Source organism: Bradyrhizobium sp. CCBAU 21365 (assembly GCF_015291305.1).
GTDB classification, from domain to species: Bacteria; Pseudomonadota; Alphaproteobacteria; order Rhizobiales; family Xanthobacteraceae; genus Bradyrhizobium; species Bradyrhizobium elkanii.
Map to the genome: position 1 here is coordinate 2,311,438 of NZ_CP030036.1, position 18,103 is coordinate 2,329,540.

General features: G+C 60.0%; 9 protein-coding genes and 5 pseudogenes. 4 read left to right on the plus strand and 10 right to left on the minus strand.

The genetic code is table 11. The annotated features are described in order from the left end of the window. Positions 1–12: 12 nt before the first annotated feature. From XI02_RS10840 to XI02_RS10850, 3 genes and pseudogenes are all read left to right on the plus strand, one after another. Positions 13–204, plus strand: a pseudogene (locus XI02_RS10840) (transposase); the annotation flags it as partial. A 397-nt stretch (positions 205–601) separates the two neighbouring features. Next, positions 602–5,002, plus strand: coding sequence for a Ulp1 family isopeptidase (locus XI02_RS10845; protein WP_246783615.1), 4,401 nt, complete (start codon positions 602–604; stop codon positions 5,000–5,002). Between the two features lie 65 nt (positions 5,003–5,067). Further along, entirely contained in the window at positions 5,068–5,280 is a 213-nt protein-coding gene (locus tag XI02_RS10850; protein ID WP_157183419.1) for a hypothetical protein, read from the plus strand. On the opposite strand, the pseudogene XI02_RS10855 reads toward XI02_RS10850, so the two are convergent. The 7 genes and pseudogenes from XI02_RS10855 to groES form a co-directional block, all read right to left on the minus strand. Next, a pseudogene (locus tag XI02_RS10855) lies at positions 5,247–5,413 on the minus strand (IS630 family transposase); the annotation flags it as partial. The gene XI02_RS10850 and the pseudogene XI02_RS10855 sit on opposite strands and share 34 nt — an antisense overlap. Positions 5,414–5,601: 188 nt before the next feature. Beyond that, the gene (locus tag XI02_RS10860) at positions 5,602–6,795 is read right to left on the minus strand and encodes an amino acid aminotransferase (protein ID WP_028344434.1); all 1,194 of its coding nucleotides are present in this window, start codon (positions 6,793–6,795) and stop codon (positions 5,602–5,604) included. 1,724 nt (positions 6,796–8,519) lie between these two features. Further along, on the minus strand, positions 8,520–8,816 hold the full coding sequence (locus tag XI02_RS10865) for a hypothetical protein (protein ID WP_028344433.1): 297 nt from the start codon (positions 8,814–8,816) through the stop codon (positions 8,520–8,522). 345 nt (positions 8,817–9,161) lie between these two features. Further along, positions 9,162–9,386 carry a hypothetical protein gene (locus tag XI02_RS10870; protein ID WP_026192343.1) on the minus strand — a complete coding sequence of 75 codons (225 nt, stop codon included), beginning with the start codon at positions 9,384–9,386 and terminating at the stop codon, positions 9,162–9,164. A 217-nt stretch (positions 9,387–9,603) separates the two neighbouring features. Further along, on the minus strand, positions 9,604–10,023 hold the full coding sequence (locus XI02_RS10875; protein ID WP_233475655.1) for a phasin family protein: 420 nt from the start codon (positions 10,021–10,023) through the stop codon (positions 9,604–9,606). 410 nt (positions 10,024–10,433) lie between these two features. Beyond that, a complete protein-coding gene (gene groL, locus XI02_RS10880) occupies positions 10,434–12,074 on the minus strand; it encodes a chaperonin GroEL (protein ID WP_168857702.1) in 1,641 nt (546 codons plus the stop codon). 69 nt (positions 12,075–12,143) lie between these two features. Further along, positions 12,144–12,476 (minus strand): annotated as a pseudogene (gene groES / locus XI02_RS10885) (co-chaperone GroES). A gap of 264 nt (positions 12,477–12,740) precedes the next feature. Between groES and XI02_RS10890 the strand changes: the two are divergent. Then, positions 12,741–13,031 carry a hypothetical protein gene (locus tag XI02_RS10890; protein WP_168857701.1) on the plus strand — a complete coding sequence of 97 codons (291 nt, stop codon included), beginning with the start codon at positions 12,741–12,743 and terminating at the stop codon, positions 13,029–13,031. A 72-nt stretch (positions 13,032–13,103) separates the two neighbouring features. On the opposite strand, the pseudogene XI02_RS10895 reads toward XI02_RS10890, so the two are convergent. The 3 genes and pseudogenes from XI02_RS10895 to XI02_RS10905 form a co-directional block, all read right to left on the minus strand. After that, positions 13,104–14,049 (minus strand): annotated as a pseudogene (locus XI02_RS10895) (oxygenase MpaB family protein). Between the two features lie 381 nt (positions 14,050–14,430). Then, a pseudogene (locus XI02_RS10900) lies at positions 14,431–14,841 on the minus strand (DUF932 domain-containing protein); the annotation flags it as partial. Positions 14,842–15,877: 1,036 nt separating this feature from the next. Continuing rightward, positions 15,878–17,467 carry an acyl-CoA dehydrogenase family protein gene (locus tag XI02_RS10905; protein ID WP_172648471.1) on the minus strand — a complete coding sequence of 530 codons (1,590 nt, stop codon included), beginning with the start codon at positions 17,465–17,467 and terminating at the stop codon, positions 15,878–15,880. Positions 17,468–18,103: the final 636 nt, after the last annotated feature.

Genomic DNA, 18,103 nt, shown 5'->3' on the forward strand with positions numbered 1-18,103 from the left:
TGCGCCGGCTTCGTCAACGGCGAGATCAAGCGGCGGACCGAAGTGGTCGGCATCTTTCCCAATGAGGACGCCATCACCCGTCTGGTCGGCGCAATCCTGTTCGAGCAGAATGACGGGCGGGGCGTCGAGCGTCGACGCTACATGACACTGGGAACCATCGCCCTGTTGGGCGATGATCCCGCCGTGAGCCTTCCGGCTATCGCCACTGACCGATCCAGGCCCATGCCGGCACCCGCACTCAGCTACACCACGCTGCGGGGCACGATCATACAAGAAGGCTCAAGAACGCCCACAGAACCGTTCTTCGGGAGGTTCCTTATCGATTTCCGGCCATGGGGGCAGTCTGCGTGTCCGCTGCAGGAAGTCGGCGGCTCCGCGTCAGGTTCTCGACAGATATCGCACATAGAGCAGGGTTTCCAGAGGCGATCATAGCTGGCGATCGCTGCAAGAATACTGGAGCGCCCGGTCGGAGTGCTTCGACGCGGCATTTTGGGCGTTCACGATAGTTTTCTGCTGGGTTCGATGCTGCCGAGTCGATTCCGTGGCAAATCACAACCGACCTCAGGCTTCAAATTGGCCTATAGTCCGAAAGTGAGAACGAATGAAGTTCGAATCCACCAACTGGGTGCGTCAACAATCGGGCACTGCGGGCCCGCAAGAGAGCTCACCGGCTCCGTCCACAGATGCGGCGGCCTTTGAGCAGCAGCTGAGCGAGATCGCTGTCCCGTCTGCTCCCGTGCTCATGCAGGTCCGCGCCCATCAAGCGGAGGCATCGCGATCTGAGGCGAATGCCGGAACGGATGAGGCGGTGCTGGGCGCCGCAGCGCTCCAGACCGCTCAGTCAAATTGGGTCTTGGTAGGTCGCAGCAAGGAGCCGCTTTATGCTAAGGATGCGCGCCTTGTTTCCGGCCTTAGGCAGGCGCTCCTGGGAGCTGCCGAGAGCACCGCCACGAGCTACGTCGGTTATCTGCTCAGCTTGAGCCGCTGGCTCTTTGCAAAGGACAAGCCGGGCATTGCTGATCGGCTTCATGACGAGTCGATGGACAAGGATGTCGAGGAGTTCATAACCAAAGGTGGGACGGCGAACGTCCGTTGGGCACTAGCTCGTCTGCGGACCTCTCAATTGACGGGGGGAGTCGTACCGATCGCAGGCCGCCCTGACCTCACTCCTTATCCCAGGGATGGACTTCTCATCAAAGAATACAGACAGCAAGCGGTGGCGGCCGGAACTTCAAGTACCGCCAAAACCTATGCATCCATTCTCACGGATTTCAGCCACTACCTTCGTGCAAACAACAAGCCTGGCATTGCTGCTCGGCTTCAGGACGAGAAATGGAACGAGGACGAACCGCTCAATGAAGAGATCAAGCGCTACAAGGACGCCGGGGGTAACAAAAGTATCGGCGCGGCACTTGATCATCTGCGTAATGGAGCGAGAAAACTCAACGGTCCGCCTTTTCATCCCGAAGACGCGCCCTTGATTTCCGGACTTCAAGAAGCACTCGTTAAGGCTGGGTACGAGGAGATCACCGTTAAGACGAATTATGTTCGTCCTCTTCGCAGATTCAGCCAGTGGCTCTTTGCAAAAAACGAGCCGGGAGTGGCTGCTCGGCTTAACGACGAATCGCTCAGCAGCGACGCTGCGATCTTCGATCAAGGTCGCAGGCACCTCGTTCTTACCGCACTAGATCGTCTCCGCGCCTCTCAGTCGCCGGGCGGAGTCGCGTCAATCATTGCCCGGGCAGGGGGCATTGAGGCCGCGGCTAAGCAGGGCGCGTCGCAGCCCGCCTTCAGTTGGCCAGCGGCACTCGCTGAGGGGGATGATCGAGATTTATTCTATGGGACGGTCGACGAGGCCGGTGCATCGTCGTGTCTTCAGCCACCGCGGCATGGCCCGGCATTGAATCCTACAGAGTCCCCTCATCCCGTGAACTGGCGCCATCAGGACGACGAGCTAACGGATGAGCGTTACCGCAACATCCTCATGCCAGGCGAGCAGATTCCCATCATGCGGTCGAGCGGGCACCCATCTACGCCGCCTCCGCACAGTCAAGGCGGTGGAACGATGCTGAATGCCTCGGCGCTACCGCCCGGCCATGCAAAATTGGTTTTCGCAGGTAGCAGCCTAGATCCTGTTTATTGCGAAGATGCCTCTCTTATTGAGGGGCTGAGGCCGGCACTCATCAAAGCTGGGGCCTCCGAGAGCACGGTCGGTCGCAATCTACGTGGTCTTTTCAGCTTGGGGCATTGGCTCGTGAAGAACGACAAGCCGGGCATTGCTTCCCGGCTTTACGACAAGTCGCTGGACAAGGATGCCCAGGAGTTCGCCGAGAAGGAGGAGCAGGCCATCGCTGCCCCACTGGATTATCTTCGAGCCTCCCAATCGCCGGGCGGCATCACGCCGTTTGCAAGCCGGGTTGAGCGGAATCCCTATCCCCAGGATGCGGATCTCATCAAAAGGTACAAGGAAGAAGCACCCCCAAGCACCGCCAACACCGCCAGGAGCTATGCAACTCTTCTTATCGATTTCAGTGATTACCTCCGTGAAAACGATAAGCCCGGCATTGCTGCTCGGCTTGGCCACGGCTCGCTGGATAAAGATGTCAATCGGTATAAGGAGGTGGACCCCCATGGCCGCAGTAAAGCCGGAGCCGCACTGGCTCATCTCCTGAAGTCGCCGGCGGGTGCTACAGCGATCGAACTCCTGCGTCATATTCGCCCCCTGCCTGATCTCGAAGACGCGGTTCGCGCCGAGATGAAGCCGACCCTCTCCGCGGCTGCGCAGCACAGCGGGTCGAACGGAGCTGTCAGCTGGCCGAAGATTCTGCCTGCGAACCAGCAGGATCTGCCTTTAGAGACGATGGACGGACCCAGCCCCTCGCCGCCTCCGCAGGGCGACGCGGTTGAGCGGCCGCTGATGCAGATCCCATCCCATCAACTGGCGACGTCACCAGCGCAGAGACAAGCTCCGGCGTCGTCGCCGGACGAGCTGATCGGCGAGCAGCTTCCGGCCGAAGACGCGGAACTCTTGACGAGGTTTCGCGTGCACGCCGAGAGGCGCAAGCTTACCCCAGGGGCCATCAACAACAATGTTTCCGGACTTGGGACTTTTGTCCGCTGGGTTAACGCAAGTCATCGGGGCCCTGTAGCTTCTCGGCTGCGAGACGGTTCATCGCTCGATGAGGAAATAGCGAAGTACAGGAGCTTGGGCCGTGACCCCCAGAACCGCATTAGGTCGGCTGTGGACGTTCTCCGGCGGCTGCTGCGTGGGGGGGAAGAAGTCGAAGCACCCGAACCCCGCGTCCTCGGTGCCCCCCGTCGCCTAGTTCCTCATCCAGAAGATGCGCCCCTCATCGAGGGCGCGCTGAGCCAAGCTCTGAAAGATCTTAAAACTCCGACTGCGAAGCTGAGGCAGTCCGCGCAACAGCGGGCGAGGCGTCTTCGTGCGCTGAGTGCGTGGCTGAGAGGAAATGGCAAAGGGAGCATCATCGGGCGGCTAAACGGCTCCAGCAGGCAGCAGGTATCCCTCGACAATGACGTAGTAGCATTCCAATGGACTGGAGGCAGAGTACACGGTCCCGATCTGTCGCATCTTCGCAGCTACTTGAAACTCGTCGAGGCGAACCGAGAGCTGGGGCTGCCAGGCCCTGAGCAGCCGAGCTCGCCGGCCGCGCAGGGCGATCGGTTTTCCGGCTCTTCGCGGGATCTTCCCTCAACGCCGGCCAGCCTAAGCGCTGGAGCTTGGGTTTGGTTGAGTGAACAGCTGCAAGAACCAGGATCACCATCCAGGCCCGCGTCAAATGCTAAGGGCAGGCTTGAGCCATTTGTTGATCTGAATGCGCCACCGCCGTCCGAGTTGCGCGAGGATGCTCAGTTTGCGCCAGCCGATCCTTCCAGGGTTCGCTCAGACACCTACGCTGGTCTTGAGCCATTTGTTGATCTGAATGCGCCAACGCCCTCCGAGTTGCGCGAGGATGCTCAGTTTGCGCCAGCCGATCCTTCCAGGGTTCGCTCAGACACCTACGCTGGTCTTGAGCCATTTGTTGATCTGAATGCGCCAACGCCCTCCGACTTGCGGGACGATGCTCAGTTTGCGCCAGCCGATCCTTCCAGGGTTTGCTCAGACACCTACGCTGGTCTTGAGCCATTTGTTGATCTGAATGCGCCAACGCCGTCCGAGTTGCGGGACGATGCTCACTTTGCGCCAGCTGATCCTGCCAGGGTTCGCTCAGACACCTACGCTGGTTCTGTATCATTTGTTGGTCGGGATGCGCCCAGACCGCAGGTGATTGATCTAAATCCGCCCACGCTGCCGGAGCTGCGTGATGATGCTCGTTCTGCGCCTTTCCCGCGCACATCCGCCGATGCTCAAATCGGGGCTATGGATCCGACAGCCTCCTCCTACGGCCGCAGTAGACTAGAGCTCGGTGCCAAGGAATGGCTGGGCGACAAGCATATCAACAGGGATTACGAGCTCCTAGCGGAGGAGTTGCGGCGGAGCCGTCCGGAACTCGCCGCCCTGACGCAGTTCGTGGACCCCCTGATAGCTCACTATCGACTGCGCTTCGGCGCCGAGCCCGACATGCTCCGCGCGTTGAAGCGCATCGGCTACGATCCAAATGGTAATGGTCCCGACTTCCTGTTCCTGCCAGTGAACGACGCTATGGATCCTAATCGCCCCGGCACGCATTGGTCGCTGCTGCTCCTTGATTGCCACACGCAAGGAGAGCCGGTTGCCTATCACTACGACTCTGTCCGGGGACACAACCACGAGGCGGCAGCGCAGCTCGCACGACGGCTGCGTGCCCGCCTGGAGTCACCCAGCATGGCCCAGCAGCGGAACAGCTATGATTGCGGCGTCTTTGTGGTGGACGGCACGCGGGCGCTGGTTCGACGATTGGCCCAAGGAGAGCGGCCAGCGCACGAGCCGCTGCACCTTGACAACCTCGTCGCCAATCGGCGGTCCCTCCAGATTCGACTGGCTCATCCCGGCTTGGGCTAATGGAGCTGGCTGGAGTGGCTCTCCCGGACACTACACCGGGGGGCTCGCCCAAGCGAGCCGCCTGTTTGGCCGCGGAAGCCGAAGCCCAGGGGGCCTTGCTGATCGAGAAGCTCAAACTCACGATCAAGAAGCTCCGCCACGAGCAGTTCGGACAGTCCTCCGAGCGACGCGCATTGCTGGAGCAGCTCGAGCTAAAGCTCGCCAAGGTGGAGGAGACCGCGGCGCAAGCTAGAGCATTCGCCGATCATGTTGCAGCGTATCCTGCGGCGATGAAGTAGTTGCGGCATTCGGTTGCTGTGAAGCGATCAATGATGCCACCTTCGCGGTCCAGAGGCCTTCGACGGTTCGTTTTGCGGCCTGACGCAAGAGCGCTTTGAGCTTGGCGAAGGCATTCTCGATCGGATTGAAGTCAGACGTACGCATCCGGCGACGGCCCTGGTCAGGTCGCTTTGGGCGGATCGCCGATTGCGATTAGGCGGCGTGAGCGATGCGCGGAGGGCGCCAGTTCCAAGGCAGGAGTTCGTGGATATGCCTGGAGGGATGATCTGGCAGGCGGGCCAGTAGGGAATCGAACCTTTGACGGCGGTCTGAGGCCTCTATCAAGGTCCATCTCCCCGTGCGGAACTCACAGCCGCCTTGATCGCGCTTGCGACACGCGCCACATCGGTGCGCTTCAAGCCGGCGACGTTGATGCGGCCAGATGTCGGCATGTAGATGCCGTGCTTTTCCCTTAGTTTCAGCACCTCGGTCTGTGAGAGGGGCAGAATGGAAAACATGCCCTCTTGCGAGCCGATGGCGACGGCATTCGACCATCTTCCTCCCAATGCGTCGACGAAAGATTTTCGCAACGCGAGGAGGCGATGACGCATCGATTCCAACTCTTCACGCCAGTCCCGGCATAGTTCGGGGGAGCTGAGGATGGTCTTCACGATTGCGGCGCCGTGATCGGGCGGCATTGAGTAGCTGGCGCGGGCGATAGCAACAAGATTGGACCGAGCAGTCTCTGAAGCTGATTGCAAAGACGCGACCGCAAACACCGCACCCGTACGCTCGCGATATAGTCCAAATGATTTCGAGCAGGACACCGCGACAAGCGCCTCTGGAACGGCAGAAATTGTCGAACGAAGCGCGGCGACGTCTCCGTCGAGCCCGGCACCGAAACCCTGATAGGCAAGATCAATCAACGGCGTAAGTCCGCGCGCAGCGATCATCGCGGTGATCCGACGCCAGTCGTCCGCCGTCAGCACAGCGCCGCTCGGGTTGTGACAACAAGCATGGAGCAAAACTGCGTCGCCGGGCTCGGCCTGGTGTAGTGCATTCATCATGCTGTCAACTAGAATGGTCTGCGAGGCAACATCAAAGAATGGATAAGTCTCGACCGAGAGACCGGCACCCGAGAAAATTCCTGCATGATTTGGCCAACTCGGTTGACCTAGCCAGATCTTACCCTGTCCGGTCCCGCGAATCAGATCGGCAGCGAGCCGCAAAGCACCCGAGCCACCGGGTGTCTGCACACCAGAGGCGTGGATGGTTGCCGTATGCCCGCCAACCAACGACCACAGCAAATCAAGGAATGTTTGATCACCCTCCGGCGCCACGTACGCCTTAGTGTTCTGGGTCTCGCAAATCAGGTGCTCCGCAGCCTTTACGGCACGAAAGATCGGCGAATGACCGGCCTCGTCGCGATAGACGCCGACCCCAAGGTCGATCTTGTCTGGTCGGGGATCTGCGTCAAAGAGCCCAATCAGCGCAAGCAGGGGATCGTTGGGTTTACGGCTTAATGTTTCAAACATTGTCGGCTTTCTTGATCGAGCGGAAACCGGCCGCATTTGACCGGATGGTTGGCTGCGTTCAGAAGTCAGAGAGTCGCGGCGCAAAGTCACGCGTCATAGTCGCGCGTACTCCTTGGCGCGACGTCCGTTTTGCAGGACGAAGTTTTCGAGTTCTGGCCGCCCAGCGCCCGCGCACGACAACGGTCCCGGCTTGCGACGGGCTGGGTCGCGATGGCCCACCACGCATCAGTTCGGGTTCAAGGTGTTGCCAAATCGAATCGCTGCCGAAATCGGAAGCTTCCGCAGCTCGGGATGGCTCTGCCCGCGATGGCGCGGGTGCGATCTCCTGCCAAATCCGATCCTGGTCGTAATCGGGGGCTTCGGCCAGCGCCTGCAATGCGCTCGGCTCATGCTCAAAGCCCGCTGAATCGGAGGACCGTGGTGCGTCGGGCCGTGGGCTCGTGTTCGCTGGGTCTGTTGGGTTGAAATCCATGCTGTCTATCCTCTCAAATGACTGAGCCGCGCGAGCCCTCGTTCGACGAAGGTCGTTCGCGTTGCGACCTGCGGAAAACTATTTCAAAGGCTCGCGTTGAGCGCCGGCCTCCGAGTTACGGCCAAATGGTGCCAAGCACGCTTCCGGTCGAGCATCGAGTACCCCGAAAGGTGCACGTCCACTGCGTTCACTGGACGGCATCGCCGTCTAGGCATCCGCGCTTTCATGGTGTGGCGCTCAGCTTTCCAGAAGCTGACGGGCAGATGGATTTAGGCCGATAGGACAAGACTGATTTTCGTCGTAAACTGCGCAGTGCCACGGTGAGTAGGCCGGGGAACTCTTGCCACCGGCACCGGGTCACCGGAGGCGGTCGTCCCGCCCCCGGTTTCCAGAACGTGGCGTATGGATTTACCGTACCGACGCTCTTCGACAGTTGGGTCACAGCACTGCAAGCGCCTGCAGCTCCCCACAAGGGAGGCGTAGCCTTCCGCCACTGGCATGCACGGCGCCGATATCGGTATGTTGCACTCGATCGATTGTAAGAATCGATTTGTTGCACACTTCAATCCCTGATCGCCGCGTAACTAGCCTCGGCATCCTAGAAGAGGTGCCGTTCGCGTTTTAGATTTCATTTCGCGGAGGTTGCGCCTCCTCGTAATCACCGATCTTGCGTAGCCCAGAGTGCCTTCCAAAAGCAAAGCCGGAGTGTCAAACGCCATCCGGAACTGCTCCCTCATATTGCCTTAGATGAGAATGTTACCGAAGCGCACCCTGGTGTCTTCTGGATCGCGTGACGCGAGTCGGAGCAAGCCGCTCGCGAAGCGCGCCCTCCAGATCGCCCGGAGCGAGCGGCTTGCGGTGATTCGGCGAAAGAACCTGTCGGCATTAGATAGTAAGAGACGAAGCTTGGACCGATAGTTTGATCTCTGTGCTGCTGATGAGCTGTCGAGCGGAATTTGATCGCCAGTTCTTCACCAATCGCTGCACCGTACGCCGCTGATGGCGGCCGAACCGACCGGGCGCATGCGCTTGCAGGCGGGTGAGAAGATCGACCGCGGACAAGTGCGGAGCCGCGGTGAGCCATTCCTCAATGATGGGAATGTAGGGGTCGAGCATCGATGGCCGACGTGGCACAGGTTTGCGCCGCACGTAGCGGCGCCGATGAATACCCCGCTGCTCACCCTGTTTCCAACATCGCCGAGCTCGCGGGCAAAGCCCGCCAAGTCGCTTTGCACCGGCGCGACAGCCATCGTTAGCTTTCCAGCCCGCTGATCAACGCGCTTGCGCGGCTCATTTTGAGCATCCCGCGTCTGTGCCAGCAATGCCACCGGATCAGGCGTGCGGTAAATTTCCCGCAGCCGACGTTTGAGTGCCTCATCGAGCCGCGGGTGGACCAATGCTCCCTATGGGAGTCGAATCGGTTGATGTTGGATGACGTCGCCTCTTCAAGACCTCTTACAAATAGAATATCAAAGGCCTTCTCGAATTGCTCTTCTTGCCCGGTGGCTTGCTCGTCATACTGAATGTGAGGTGCGGGTACTTCTTTCATCTTCGCATCATCCGCTTGAAAAGATCGGCCGCGAGACGTCGGAAGATGCTAGATATGCACGAAATACCTCGCGCGAACACGACTTGTATGATGGCTATCAGATCCTGCAGTATCATCTCAAGCAAATGCGGTACAGATCGTACGTAGATCCATCTGGCTCAACGGGACCGAGTCTTCTCTGAGAAGCTCCAACGATACGCCTGCGCTATCAAGATCGACCTTTGAGCTGTCGATTCCGTGTATATTTATTTCTTGCAGGCTAAGTGGACTTCGCAGTGCCATTGCCCTCGGCGCTGCTGCCTTGGCGGCGGCCCTGTCGTGCTCTCTACACAGCAGGCCGCTCGCCTACTCGACGCCGATGCTGAAGGGGCAGATTGGCGGGAAGTTGCGCGCGTTGTTCGCCGCGAGCCTCACAGCGGTGCGCAGCGCCCGCAGGACCGTCGCCACGCACCACTTCGGCCACGTCGTCCGGTTCGCGCTGGCGAAATTCTTCGCGATCACCACGCCACCCAATTCGATGTCGCGCTGGCGATACGCGGAATGGAGCTGAACATCGCGGGCGCGTCGCACGGCTTTTTTGCCGCTGTCGCGCCTGGACGGACTCAAAGAAAACGGCCCCGGCGGGGCGGGCCAGGGCCGTCAACTTGGAAGGTGCGTCAGCCAAGTGGGGTCAAGGAAGACGCGAAAACAGTTGTAGCGATCAACCGACCTCATGTTCAACTGTATCAAGGTTTAGAGCTGGTGTAGAGCCGTAAGCCTCCTGTGCCGGCCGGCCTGCCGTCCTTCCTCAGGCGGCGTGATGGAGAGCCCTGTCGACGTGCTTCTTGACTTGCCCGCGCATGTCTGTCGTAACCCTCTGGCCGAGCTCCCACAATTCCTTGTTCTGGTCGAAGGCCTTGCGGGCTCGCTCGGTGGACAAGGTCAAGACCTCGGACGCCGATCCGCTGCCAAGCAGATGGGCGAACAAATCGAACGCGAAGGCGGTATTGGCGTGAGAGATTTCGAGCACCTTGAGCCCGTAATCGGTCGCGACGCCCGCGTTGCGCGAGTACGTTTCGCTCAACGCCTCGGTCATCTGTTCAGAGGCTGTGCGCGCTCGAGCAAAGCTCTCCACAGCTAGATCGCCGACCACTCCGGGCAATGCGATCTTCGGGAAACCCAACAACGGCATTCCGAAGATGTTCGTGCCGTTCACCGTGACTTTCATTTCACCTTCACTCAAGGCGCAGTCCCCTTCTCGCGCGAAAGCATTCCTCGCAACGCTTGCATGCGTCACGACAGCGCTGACGCTCCGTGTTCGATTCTGAGTTTCGGGTGAGCTTCGATCCCGCCCCGACACTACTCTGCGGGACGAAGGCGCCACTGTCGGTTCGGTTTGCGACTCTCGCGGACAATTTTTTGAAATTGTCAAATCAAGCCAACGTATATTTATGGAGAGTGTTGTGCATAACGTGCGTGCTGTGAGCAGCGGAAGGCTCCTGTATCGGCGTGAGGTTGTGCGAAGCATCATCGGCATTGGCTGCGCGACGCAGAGGACCTCGGGCAGTTTGCGCGCAAACAAAAACCCTGGCATCGCTGCCGGGGTTTTGCATTTCTTGGATCGCTTGAGCGCGAACTTTAGAAGTCCATGCCGCCCATGCCGCCGCCCGGAGGCATCGCGGGGCCGCCGGCGTTCTTCTTCGGCAGCTCGGCAACCATCGCTTCCGTGGTGATCAGGAGCGCGGCCACGGAGGCGGCGTTCTGGATCGCGGTGCGCACGACCTTGGTCGGATCGATGATGCCCTTGCTGACGAGATTGACGTACTCGCCGGTCTGACTGTCGAAGCCGAACGCGTACTGATCCTTCTCCAAGATCTTGCCGACGATGACGGAACCATCCTCGCCCGCGTTGATCGCGATCTGGCGGGCCGGAGCCGACAGCGCCTTGCGCACGATCTCGACGCCGGTCTTCTGGTCGTCGTTCTTGGTGCGGATGCCCTTGAGGTGCTCGGAGGCCCGGAGCAGCGCGACGCCGCCGCCCGGGAGAATGCCTTCCTCGACAGCCGCGCGGGTCGCGTGCATCGCGTCATCAACGCGATCCTTGCGCTCCTTCACCTCGACCTCGGTCGCGCCGCCGACGCGGATCACCGCGACGCCGCCTGCGAGCTTGGCAAGACGCTCATGCAGCTTCTCACGGTCGTAGTCCGAGGTGGTCTCCTCGATCTGCGCCTTGATCTGGGCAACGCGGGCGTCGATGTCGGCCTTCTTGCCGGCGCCGTTGACGATCGTGGTGTTCTCCTTGTCGATCATCACCTTCTTGGCGCGACCGAGCATCTGCAGCGTGACGTTCTCGAGCTTGATGCCGAGGTCTTCCGAGATGGCCTGGCCGCCGGTCAGGATCGCGATGTCCTGCAGCATGGCCTTGCGGCGATCGCCGAAGCCCGGAGCCTTGACGGCCGCGACCTTCAGGCCGCCACGCAGGCGGTTGACGACGAGGGTGGCGAGGGCTTCGCCTTCGACGTCTTCGGCGACGATGACCAGCGGCTTGCCGGTCTGCACCACGGCCTCGAGCAGCGGCAGCAGCTCGTTCAGCGACGAGAGCTTCTTCTCGTTGATGAGGATGTAGGCGTCGTCCATCTCAACGCGCATCTTGTCGGCGTTGGTCACGAAGTAGGGCGAGATGTAGCCGCGGTCGAACTGCATGCCCTCGACGACGTCGAGTTCGGTCTCGAGCGACTTGGCTTCCTCGACCGTGATCACGCCCTCATTGCCGACCTTCTTCATGGCGTCGGCGAGGAACTTGCCGATCTCGGCATCGCCGTTGGCGGAAATGGTCCCGACCTGGGCGATTTCCTCGTTCGAGGTCGCCTTCTTGGAGTTTTTTTCTAGATCCGAGACAACGGCCTCGACTGCGAGATCGATACCGCGCTTCAGGTCCATCGGGTTCATGCCGGCGGCGACCGACTTGGCGCCTTCACGGACGATCGCCGCAGCCAGCACGGTCGCGGTGGTGGTGCCGTCGCCGGCAGCATCCGCCGCCTTCGACGCCACCTCCCGCACCATCTGGGCGCCCATGTTCTCGAACTTGTCCTCGAGCTCGATCTCCTTGGCGACCGCAACGCCGTCCTTGGTGATGCGGGGCGCGCCGAACGACTTCTCGAGCACCACGTTGCGGCCCTTCGGACCGAGGGTGACCTTCACCGCATTGGCAAGGATGTCTACGCCACGCAGCATGCGATCGCGGGCATCGACGCCCAGTTTGACCTCTTTAGCTGACATATTTTCCTCCTTGAGTTGAGATTCGTCTCTCACCTGCGAGGCAGGGATGAGCGTTTGTGGCGGTCAGCGTTAGGCCGCCTTCTTGGAGCCGGCGACCCCGGTGAGAACGCCCATGATGTCGCTCTCCTTCATGATCAGAAGCTCCTGGCCTCGATCTTGACCTCGGTGCCCGACCACTTGCCGAACAGGACCCGGTCGCCGACCTTGACGTCGATGGGGATCAGCTTGGCGGCTTCATCGCGGCCGCCCGGGCCAACGGCGATGACTTCGCCCTGCGAGGGCTTTTCCTTGGCACTGTCCGGAATGATGATGCCGCCACGCAGTCTTCTCTTCGGCGTCGATACGCTTGACCACGACGCGGTCGTGAAGCGGACGGAGATCCTCCTTGACTTTTGTGAGTATTGTTGGATTGGCAGTCGCAATAAGCGAGTGCTCACCGCTTCTCACATAAGTCTGTGACACTCCGGCGCAAGAGCTTGGACCATGTCGCCTGTTCGCCCTTGGTGTCTGAACCGTGCCCCTCACTTTGCCGGGGCTGTTTTGGGCAGGATCGGACGTGGCTGCGGGCATACTAAATCGACGCACCAACGCGGAAGTAGGTCCTAGCCCAGCACAGGCCCAATATGCTTTGGTGCGCCGGTTGGGACTGAGACGCATGGGTGGCTGATGTACATCTTCATTCGAAAGTACACCAAGGTTCGTTCGGTTGCGGATGCTGCTCGCCGCGCCAAAAGCGGCATCGGTCAGATCCTAAGGGAATCGCACGGATTCAGATCTTATTACGTATTGGATGGGGGCGATGGCGTCGGTGTCGCTGTGATGATATTCGAGGACCGCGAAAGCGCCAATGCTGCGAACGATAAAGTGCTGGATTTCGTTCAAGCAAGCCTGCATGACCTTAATCTTGGAGACCCCGAAATCATCGCCGGGGAAGTTTTGGTGAAGGTAGATGCGTAAGTCTTTCGCGTGTCGGTTGTCGCGGGAGGACCAAAAGGGTCGCCGCTACGTCGGCGGCTGTCCCGGACTGCTTCACCTGTTCCAGCGCTCTTCCAACCTAGGGCGTCCTATCCATGCCCTGTTCAGGCACCGGGTTGTCCAGCCCAGCTGCGGCGTTCCCTGCAGTCGCGCTTGAGCTTCCTGGTAGGGGCCGACGTAGCGAAGCTGGGTCGGTATTTTGGATGCGACGTATTCGTGCAAGGGCACGTTCTGCGGCCTTCCTATCGCACTCGTCAAAGGCAAATCCGAAGCCGGTGCGCAATCGGTCCGGCAGCAGCTCGGCACTCAGGGTTTGATACCAGCGCGGCGGCCGCAACCATGGTCGCCCGCCGGCGAAGATCTGTCGGGCCACCTCGCGCGCGGCCGTGCTGACGGACAATGTATCCGATTGCATCACCGCCGCGGTGTAGGCGGCGAACGCGTCCCAATCCGCCGGCAAGTCGCTCGACGTCAGCCCGAACAATGCCCCAAACAGCCGGCTCTCGGCCCAATAGCGCTCGCGCTCTTCGACCGTGAACGGAGGCAGGATCAGGTCGTGGACGGCCAGAGCAGTGTCGACGAGGGTCGCGTGGACCCGGCGCAACGCTGCGACCTCGTTGGCGCGGTAGGGCGAGCCGCTCTCGAACGGACCGATTGCTTCGGGCAGGCGGCCGACGATCATGGTATGGCGGTGGTGCAGGTGCCGGGCAGCGGTAAGGGCCGCATCGAGCGAGCCGAACACCATCGTAAACACTACGTCAAAGGTTCGATGGAAGCGACCGATCGGATCCGCGAAGGTTCGCGAGTGCTCGGCCACGGCGGCGGCGACCCAGGGATGCGCCAGCTGAAGCAGCAAGGCACGACCGGCGCCCAAAAAGGTGATGGCTTCTCGGTCGATCCGCCAGGTCATCGACCCGGGACCAAAAATGCCCTCGACCGGTCCGGCGGCCCGAGCCCGGACGAAATCAAGAGCGAGCTCAAGGTCGCTTTCGGAGACCAAATGCGCACCTTCCGAAGCAGACGGGGGCATTCCACTGGTCCGTGCAGTCTATCGCAATTCAGCAAGCCATAGCTCTCTCAACCTTGTCGCATGATGTCCACCCGCGCGGAATACGGCGGCCTGACATTTGGTCGAATCCCGTGCGGGTAAGACTGAGCCGGATGCGGCGGCTGCTACGGCACCGTTTGCTGAAGAAACTGCCCCGCCGCCGCCGTCTTTCATACTTCCTCTCGAAAGCTTATTGTTTCGGTCGAACGAGCTCACTTGGCAGCGCTGTCGTTCAGAGTATCTTATTCTGCGATTCAAGAACTCCCGAAACGAAACGCGAGGAACGCTCATGACCGTTGCTGGTTAAAACATTACCGCGCGCTCGAGAGCGTTTTTGATCTGCTCGACGCGATTGGCGGTCAGGCCGTATAGCAGGTTGATTGCTGCGAGTGTCGCGGGAAGCTGCCGCAGGTAAGTGGCCGGCGCGCCAACTTGGCTTGCAAGCTGGCCGAAGCTCCAGTGGGTCGGGACGAGCGGCGTGTCCGAGCCGGGCAGCATCAAGGCCAGGGGCTCAGGATCAGTACCGCTCGCCTCGACATGGATGAGCGCGCTGTCGACCACGCGCGTCCGGCTGCGGTCCGGGCAATCGCGCATCGTGCAGGCCAATTCGTTGAGTGACAGATAACTCATCCGCCGGACGACAGAACCACTCCGAGGACACCCGACCAACGCGCTCGCCGCGGCTCACATCCACCCTGTAACCGAAACTGGGGGGCGGCTGGCATCAACAATCTGCGTATTCATGGGAGCAATCTCCATGACGGGCGCCGGAAGACTCTTCTCCGACCCTCAACCCGTCACGGCCAAGGCCGCTCCCCTCTGCCTCCCTGTATCGTCGGTCGGCAACGCCAACGCCCAAAACGTGCGACCAAGACGCGCGACCAAGGCCTTCGAGCAAGACCCGCGACGGCGACTCACGATATCCGCCGCGCCGGAGTTTCCGTCAGGAATGGAAGCCGAAGGGTGAAAACCCGGCGCAAGCCGGGATTTCAGCGCCAGCCGACAGCCCGGTCCTGCAGGGAGACGGCAATAAAATCAGCCAACGCTTGACAAGACATTTAACCGGCATCGTAGAAGGCGGCTTGATAAAGCTCCTCGACTTCGTGACTTCGTCTGGCGTCAACTGGGAGAATTCGTTGCCGCGGGCGCGCTTTGACAGTCGCCCTTTATTCTGTTGCGAGAATCCAAGCAGTCTGGTGAGGGGCCGCTGCGCCATGCGATCATGTTTTCGACGCCCGAGCGGAATGAATTGAAGCTCTGCAAGAACCGGGCTTTACTCGGAAGATCCTGGTCGATGGAAGCGGCATGGCGGAGGACGAGGGGCTCTCGTTTCGAATCTGAACTGACAGCTAGCTTATATTCCGGAGCGATACGGCGGGCCGCTGATGAAGCCCGCGAATTCTTGCTGAAGTATGGCCGCGAGTATTTAGCGCTAGATGTTAACTATCGAGCCGCAAAATTCTGTGAGCGCAAAAATTGTTGGCCGTAGCTTTTCCGAAGAGACCTACTTCCGGATTCTAGGCTGCCCGGTGTCGGCCGAAATGGCTCCATCATTAGCGTAACGCATGGTTTGAATCTCAAAATGGTCTCGCCTCTCGCGCGAATTTCCTCTGTTCCTAGGCTCTTCGCCGCCGCCTTCGGGGAGACAGGCGGTCTTGACCCGCCCGATCACTGGTTTGTTGGCGTGGCAAGCGCTTGCTGAGGATCGAGCGTGAATCGGCGTGCTCGCAATGCCGGCGACCATAGGATCGACCTCCTCGCTCCGCTTGCTAGCGAGACATTAGACATACTGCTCCAATTTGAGGTAATCGTCTGTGAGGACAGGTGAGCGGATGGAAGAAGCTGCGTCTTGAAGAAAGGCATTCAGAGTCCGACTGGCGCGAATGCGGCCTTCGAAACATGGGCGCGCCGGCGCGCGAGAGCGAAGAGCTGCGAATTCCGAACTGATCAGGTCAGGGGCGGCTGCGGCACAATCTGAGGCGGAGGAGCAACCAGCAGATATGACGGCTTGTGCCAGTCCTAGTGTGGCGAGCCAGCCCGCATAGATTAGCACCGCACCGTCTGTCTCGCTGAGCCCAGAGAGTTCCTTAATTGCAGCAGCATGGACTGGCGCCGCACCAAGAGACAGAAAAAGATCGGCTATTTCGTCACGTGTGGCTCTAGAGAGAAGGCAGCGGCCGAGATGTGATAGGAGCGTCTCGGTCGGACCTTCGAAGATACGGAGAATGCGGGCATCTCGATAGATTTTAGCGACAGGCGTTCCCTCATCGTATCCACGGCCACCCAGCAGTTGGACACATTGATCAGCGACGAGGCCGCACCACTCCGACGATAAAACCTTCGTTGCCGATGCAAGGTGGACGTTAGGCGCGCCCTGCGCTGAGACCAGTCGGCAGGAAGCATACAGCATTGCCTTCACTACTTCGCGCCGGAGTACCATCTGCCCAAATAACTGCTCGATATAGCTATTCTCAATCATGCGCAGCTTACCTAGTCGACGATGGCTCGCATAAGAGGCTGCAACCTGGATAGCGCGCTCAAGGGCTCCAAGACCCATTGCCGCCACACCGATACGCCCGCGGTTCATGCTAGATGATGCTGCTCCCCAGCCGTCTTGATCGCGAGAGAGCACGTAAGCGCTCGGCACCTCGACATCTTGGAACTCCAGAGTATTTTGGATAATGCCACGCAAACCCAGTGTGCGATGCTCGTGGGTGACCTTTAGACCCGGAGCCTGCCTATCAACTAATACACCAACGAGCCGACCTTTCGCATCTGGACCAGAGGCTCGGGCAAAGCAAACGATCCAGCGAGCCCAGTCAGCGAGGCCAATCCAGATTTTGCGGCCAGTGATGCGAACTCTATCTCCGTGTATAAAAGCCGATGCCTCTATATGCCGCGGGGCAGAGCCAGCTCCAGGCTCCGTCAAAGCGAAAGCGCAAAGGTCGCCGCGTGTTGCACCCCACATGACCTGCCTTTGTTCAGGGACGTGCGGCGCCGCTTCGATGCAGGGCAAGGCCAGGAAGTTATGGATGACGAGGGTAGAGGCAGCCGAGATATCAAAGGATGCGGTGGCGGAGATGAGGTCGATTGCCTCTTGCAAGGGAAGAGCTAATCCGCCGTGCTCTACTTGTGTAGTGAGGCCGAACAGTCCATGCCTTGCAAATATGCTGTGTAGGGTGGGAGGAAATGCCCGACGGTCATCCGCATCTGCGAAATTCAACTGACTCAGGTCATCGATTAAACTGGAATATAGGTTAGGTGCAGCACCTTCAGCTGTACGTTCCTGCGATTCCCCGAATAGCGGGTAAAATTGAGTGTACATAGCCATTAAGCCATAATGAGTGAATGCGCTCTTCGTGCCAATCATCCCCGTGGCTAGCTCGATTACACGTTGGTATATTGCGATGCGGGCTATATAAACGCATGCCTCAGATCGGGATTTTTCGCGAGCGCTACGCTGACATCACGTCGAGCTATCGTGGGGGCATGACGCCTCCACTTCCGTGTCCAAAGAGAACAGTTCAACCGGGAAACGTCGACAATCAACTCACCGAAATCTTGCGCAATGGGCGCTTGCTCTGTTGGCCTTGGCGGTCGAGGCCGAGGTTGCGGACTTTCTCGGCAAGCATGCCGATTGTCCCGCGCTGCCGCCGACGCGCTACAATTCCTGCTCCTGATCACCCGCAGCAGCGTCGCCTGGAATGAGCCGGAGATCTCTCCGATTTCATCTAGAAACAGCGTCCCCCCTTGCCGGAGAGCAAACCATCCGACTACCTAACTCATCCCAGTACCACGAACTGACCATTCCGCCCTTCGAGCAGCGAGGTTGGGTTAGACTTGCCTCAGTGGCTTGTATCGCAGGGGCACACGTTAGACTGGTCCCAGTGCTCGAAGGGCAGGTACGCCGCAGATCAGCGAGCCGCCGAGCAAGGCGGTCTAGGCGTCTGGGTAGGTTCGTTCGCGGCACCGTGGCTCTATCGCGACTGCGTCCGGGCAGGTGGTA

Bases quoted from the DNA above. Each gene is read 5' to 3' on its own strand.
- XI02_RS10905 (WP_172648471.1), bottom strand. From the start codon at position 17,467: ATGATTGGCACGAAGAGCGCATTCACTCATTATGGCTTAATGGCTATG.
- XI02_RS10890 (WP_168857701.1), top strand. From the start codon at position 12,741: ATGTACATCTTCATTCGAAAGTACACCAAGGTTCGTTCGGTTGCGGAT.
- groL (WP_168857702.1), bottom strand. From the start codon at position 12,074: ATGTCAGCTAAAGAGGTCAAACTGGGCGTCGATGCCCGCGATCGCATG.
- XI02_RS10845 (WP_246783615.1), top strand. From the start codon at position 602: ATGAAGTTCGAATCCACCAACTGGGTGCGTCAACAATCGGGCACTGCG.
- XI02_RS10860 (WP_028344434.1), bottom strand. From the start codon at position 6,795: ATGTTTGAAACATTAAGCCGTAAACCCAACGATCCCCTGCTTGCGCTG.
- XI02_RS10875 (WP_233475655.1), bottom strand. From the start codon at position 10,023: ATGAAAGTCACGGTGAACGGCACGAACATCTTCGGAATGCCGTTGTTG.
- XI02_RS10865 (WP_028344433.1), bottom strand. From the start codon at position 8,816: ATGAAAGAAGTACCCGCACCTCACATTCAGTATGACGAGCAAGCCACC.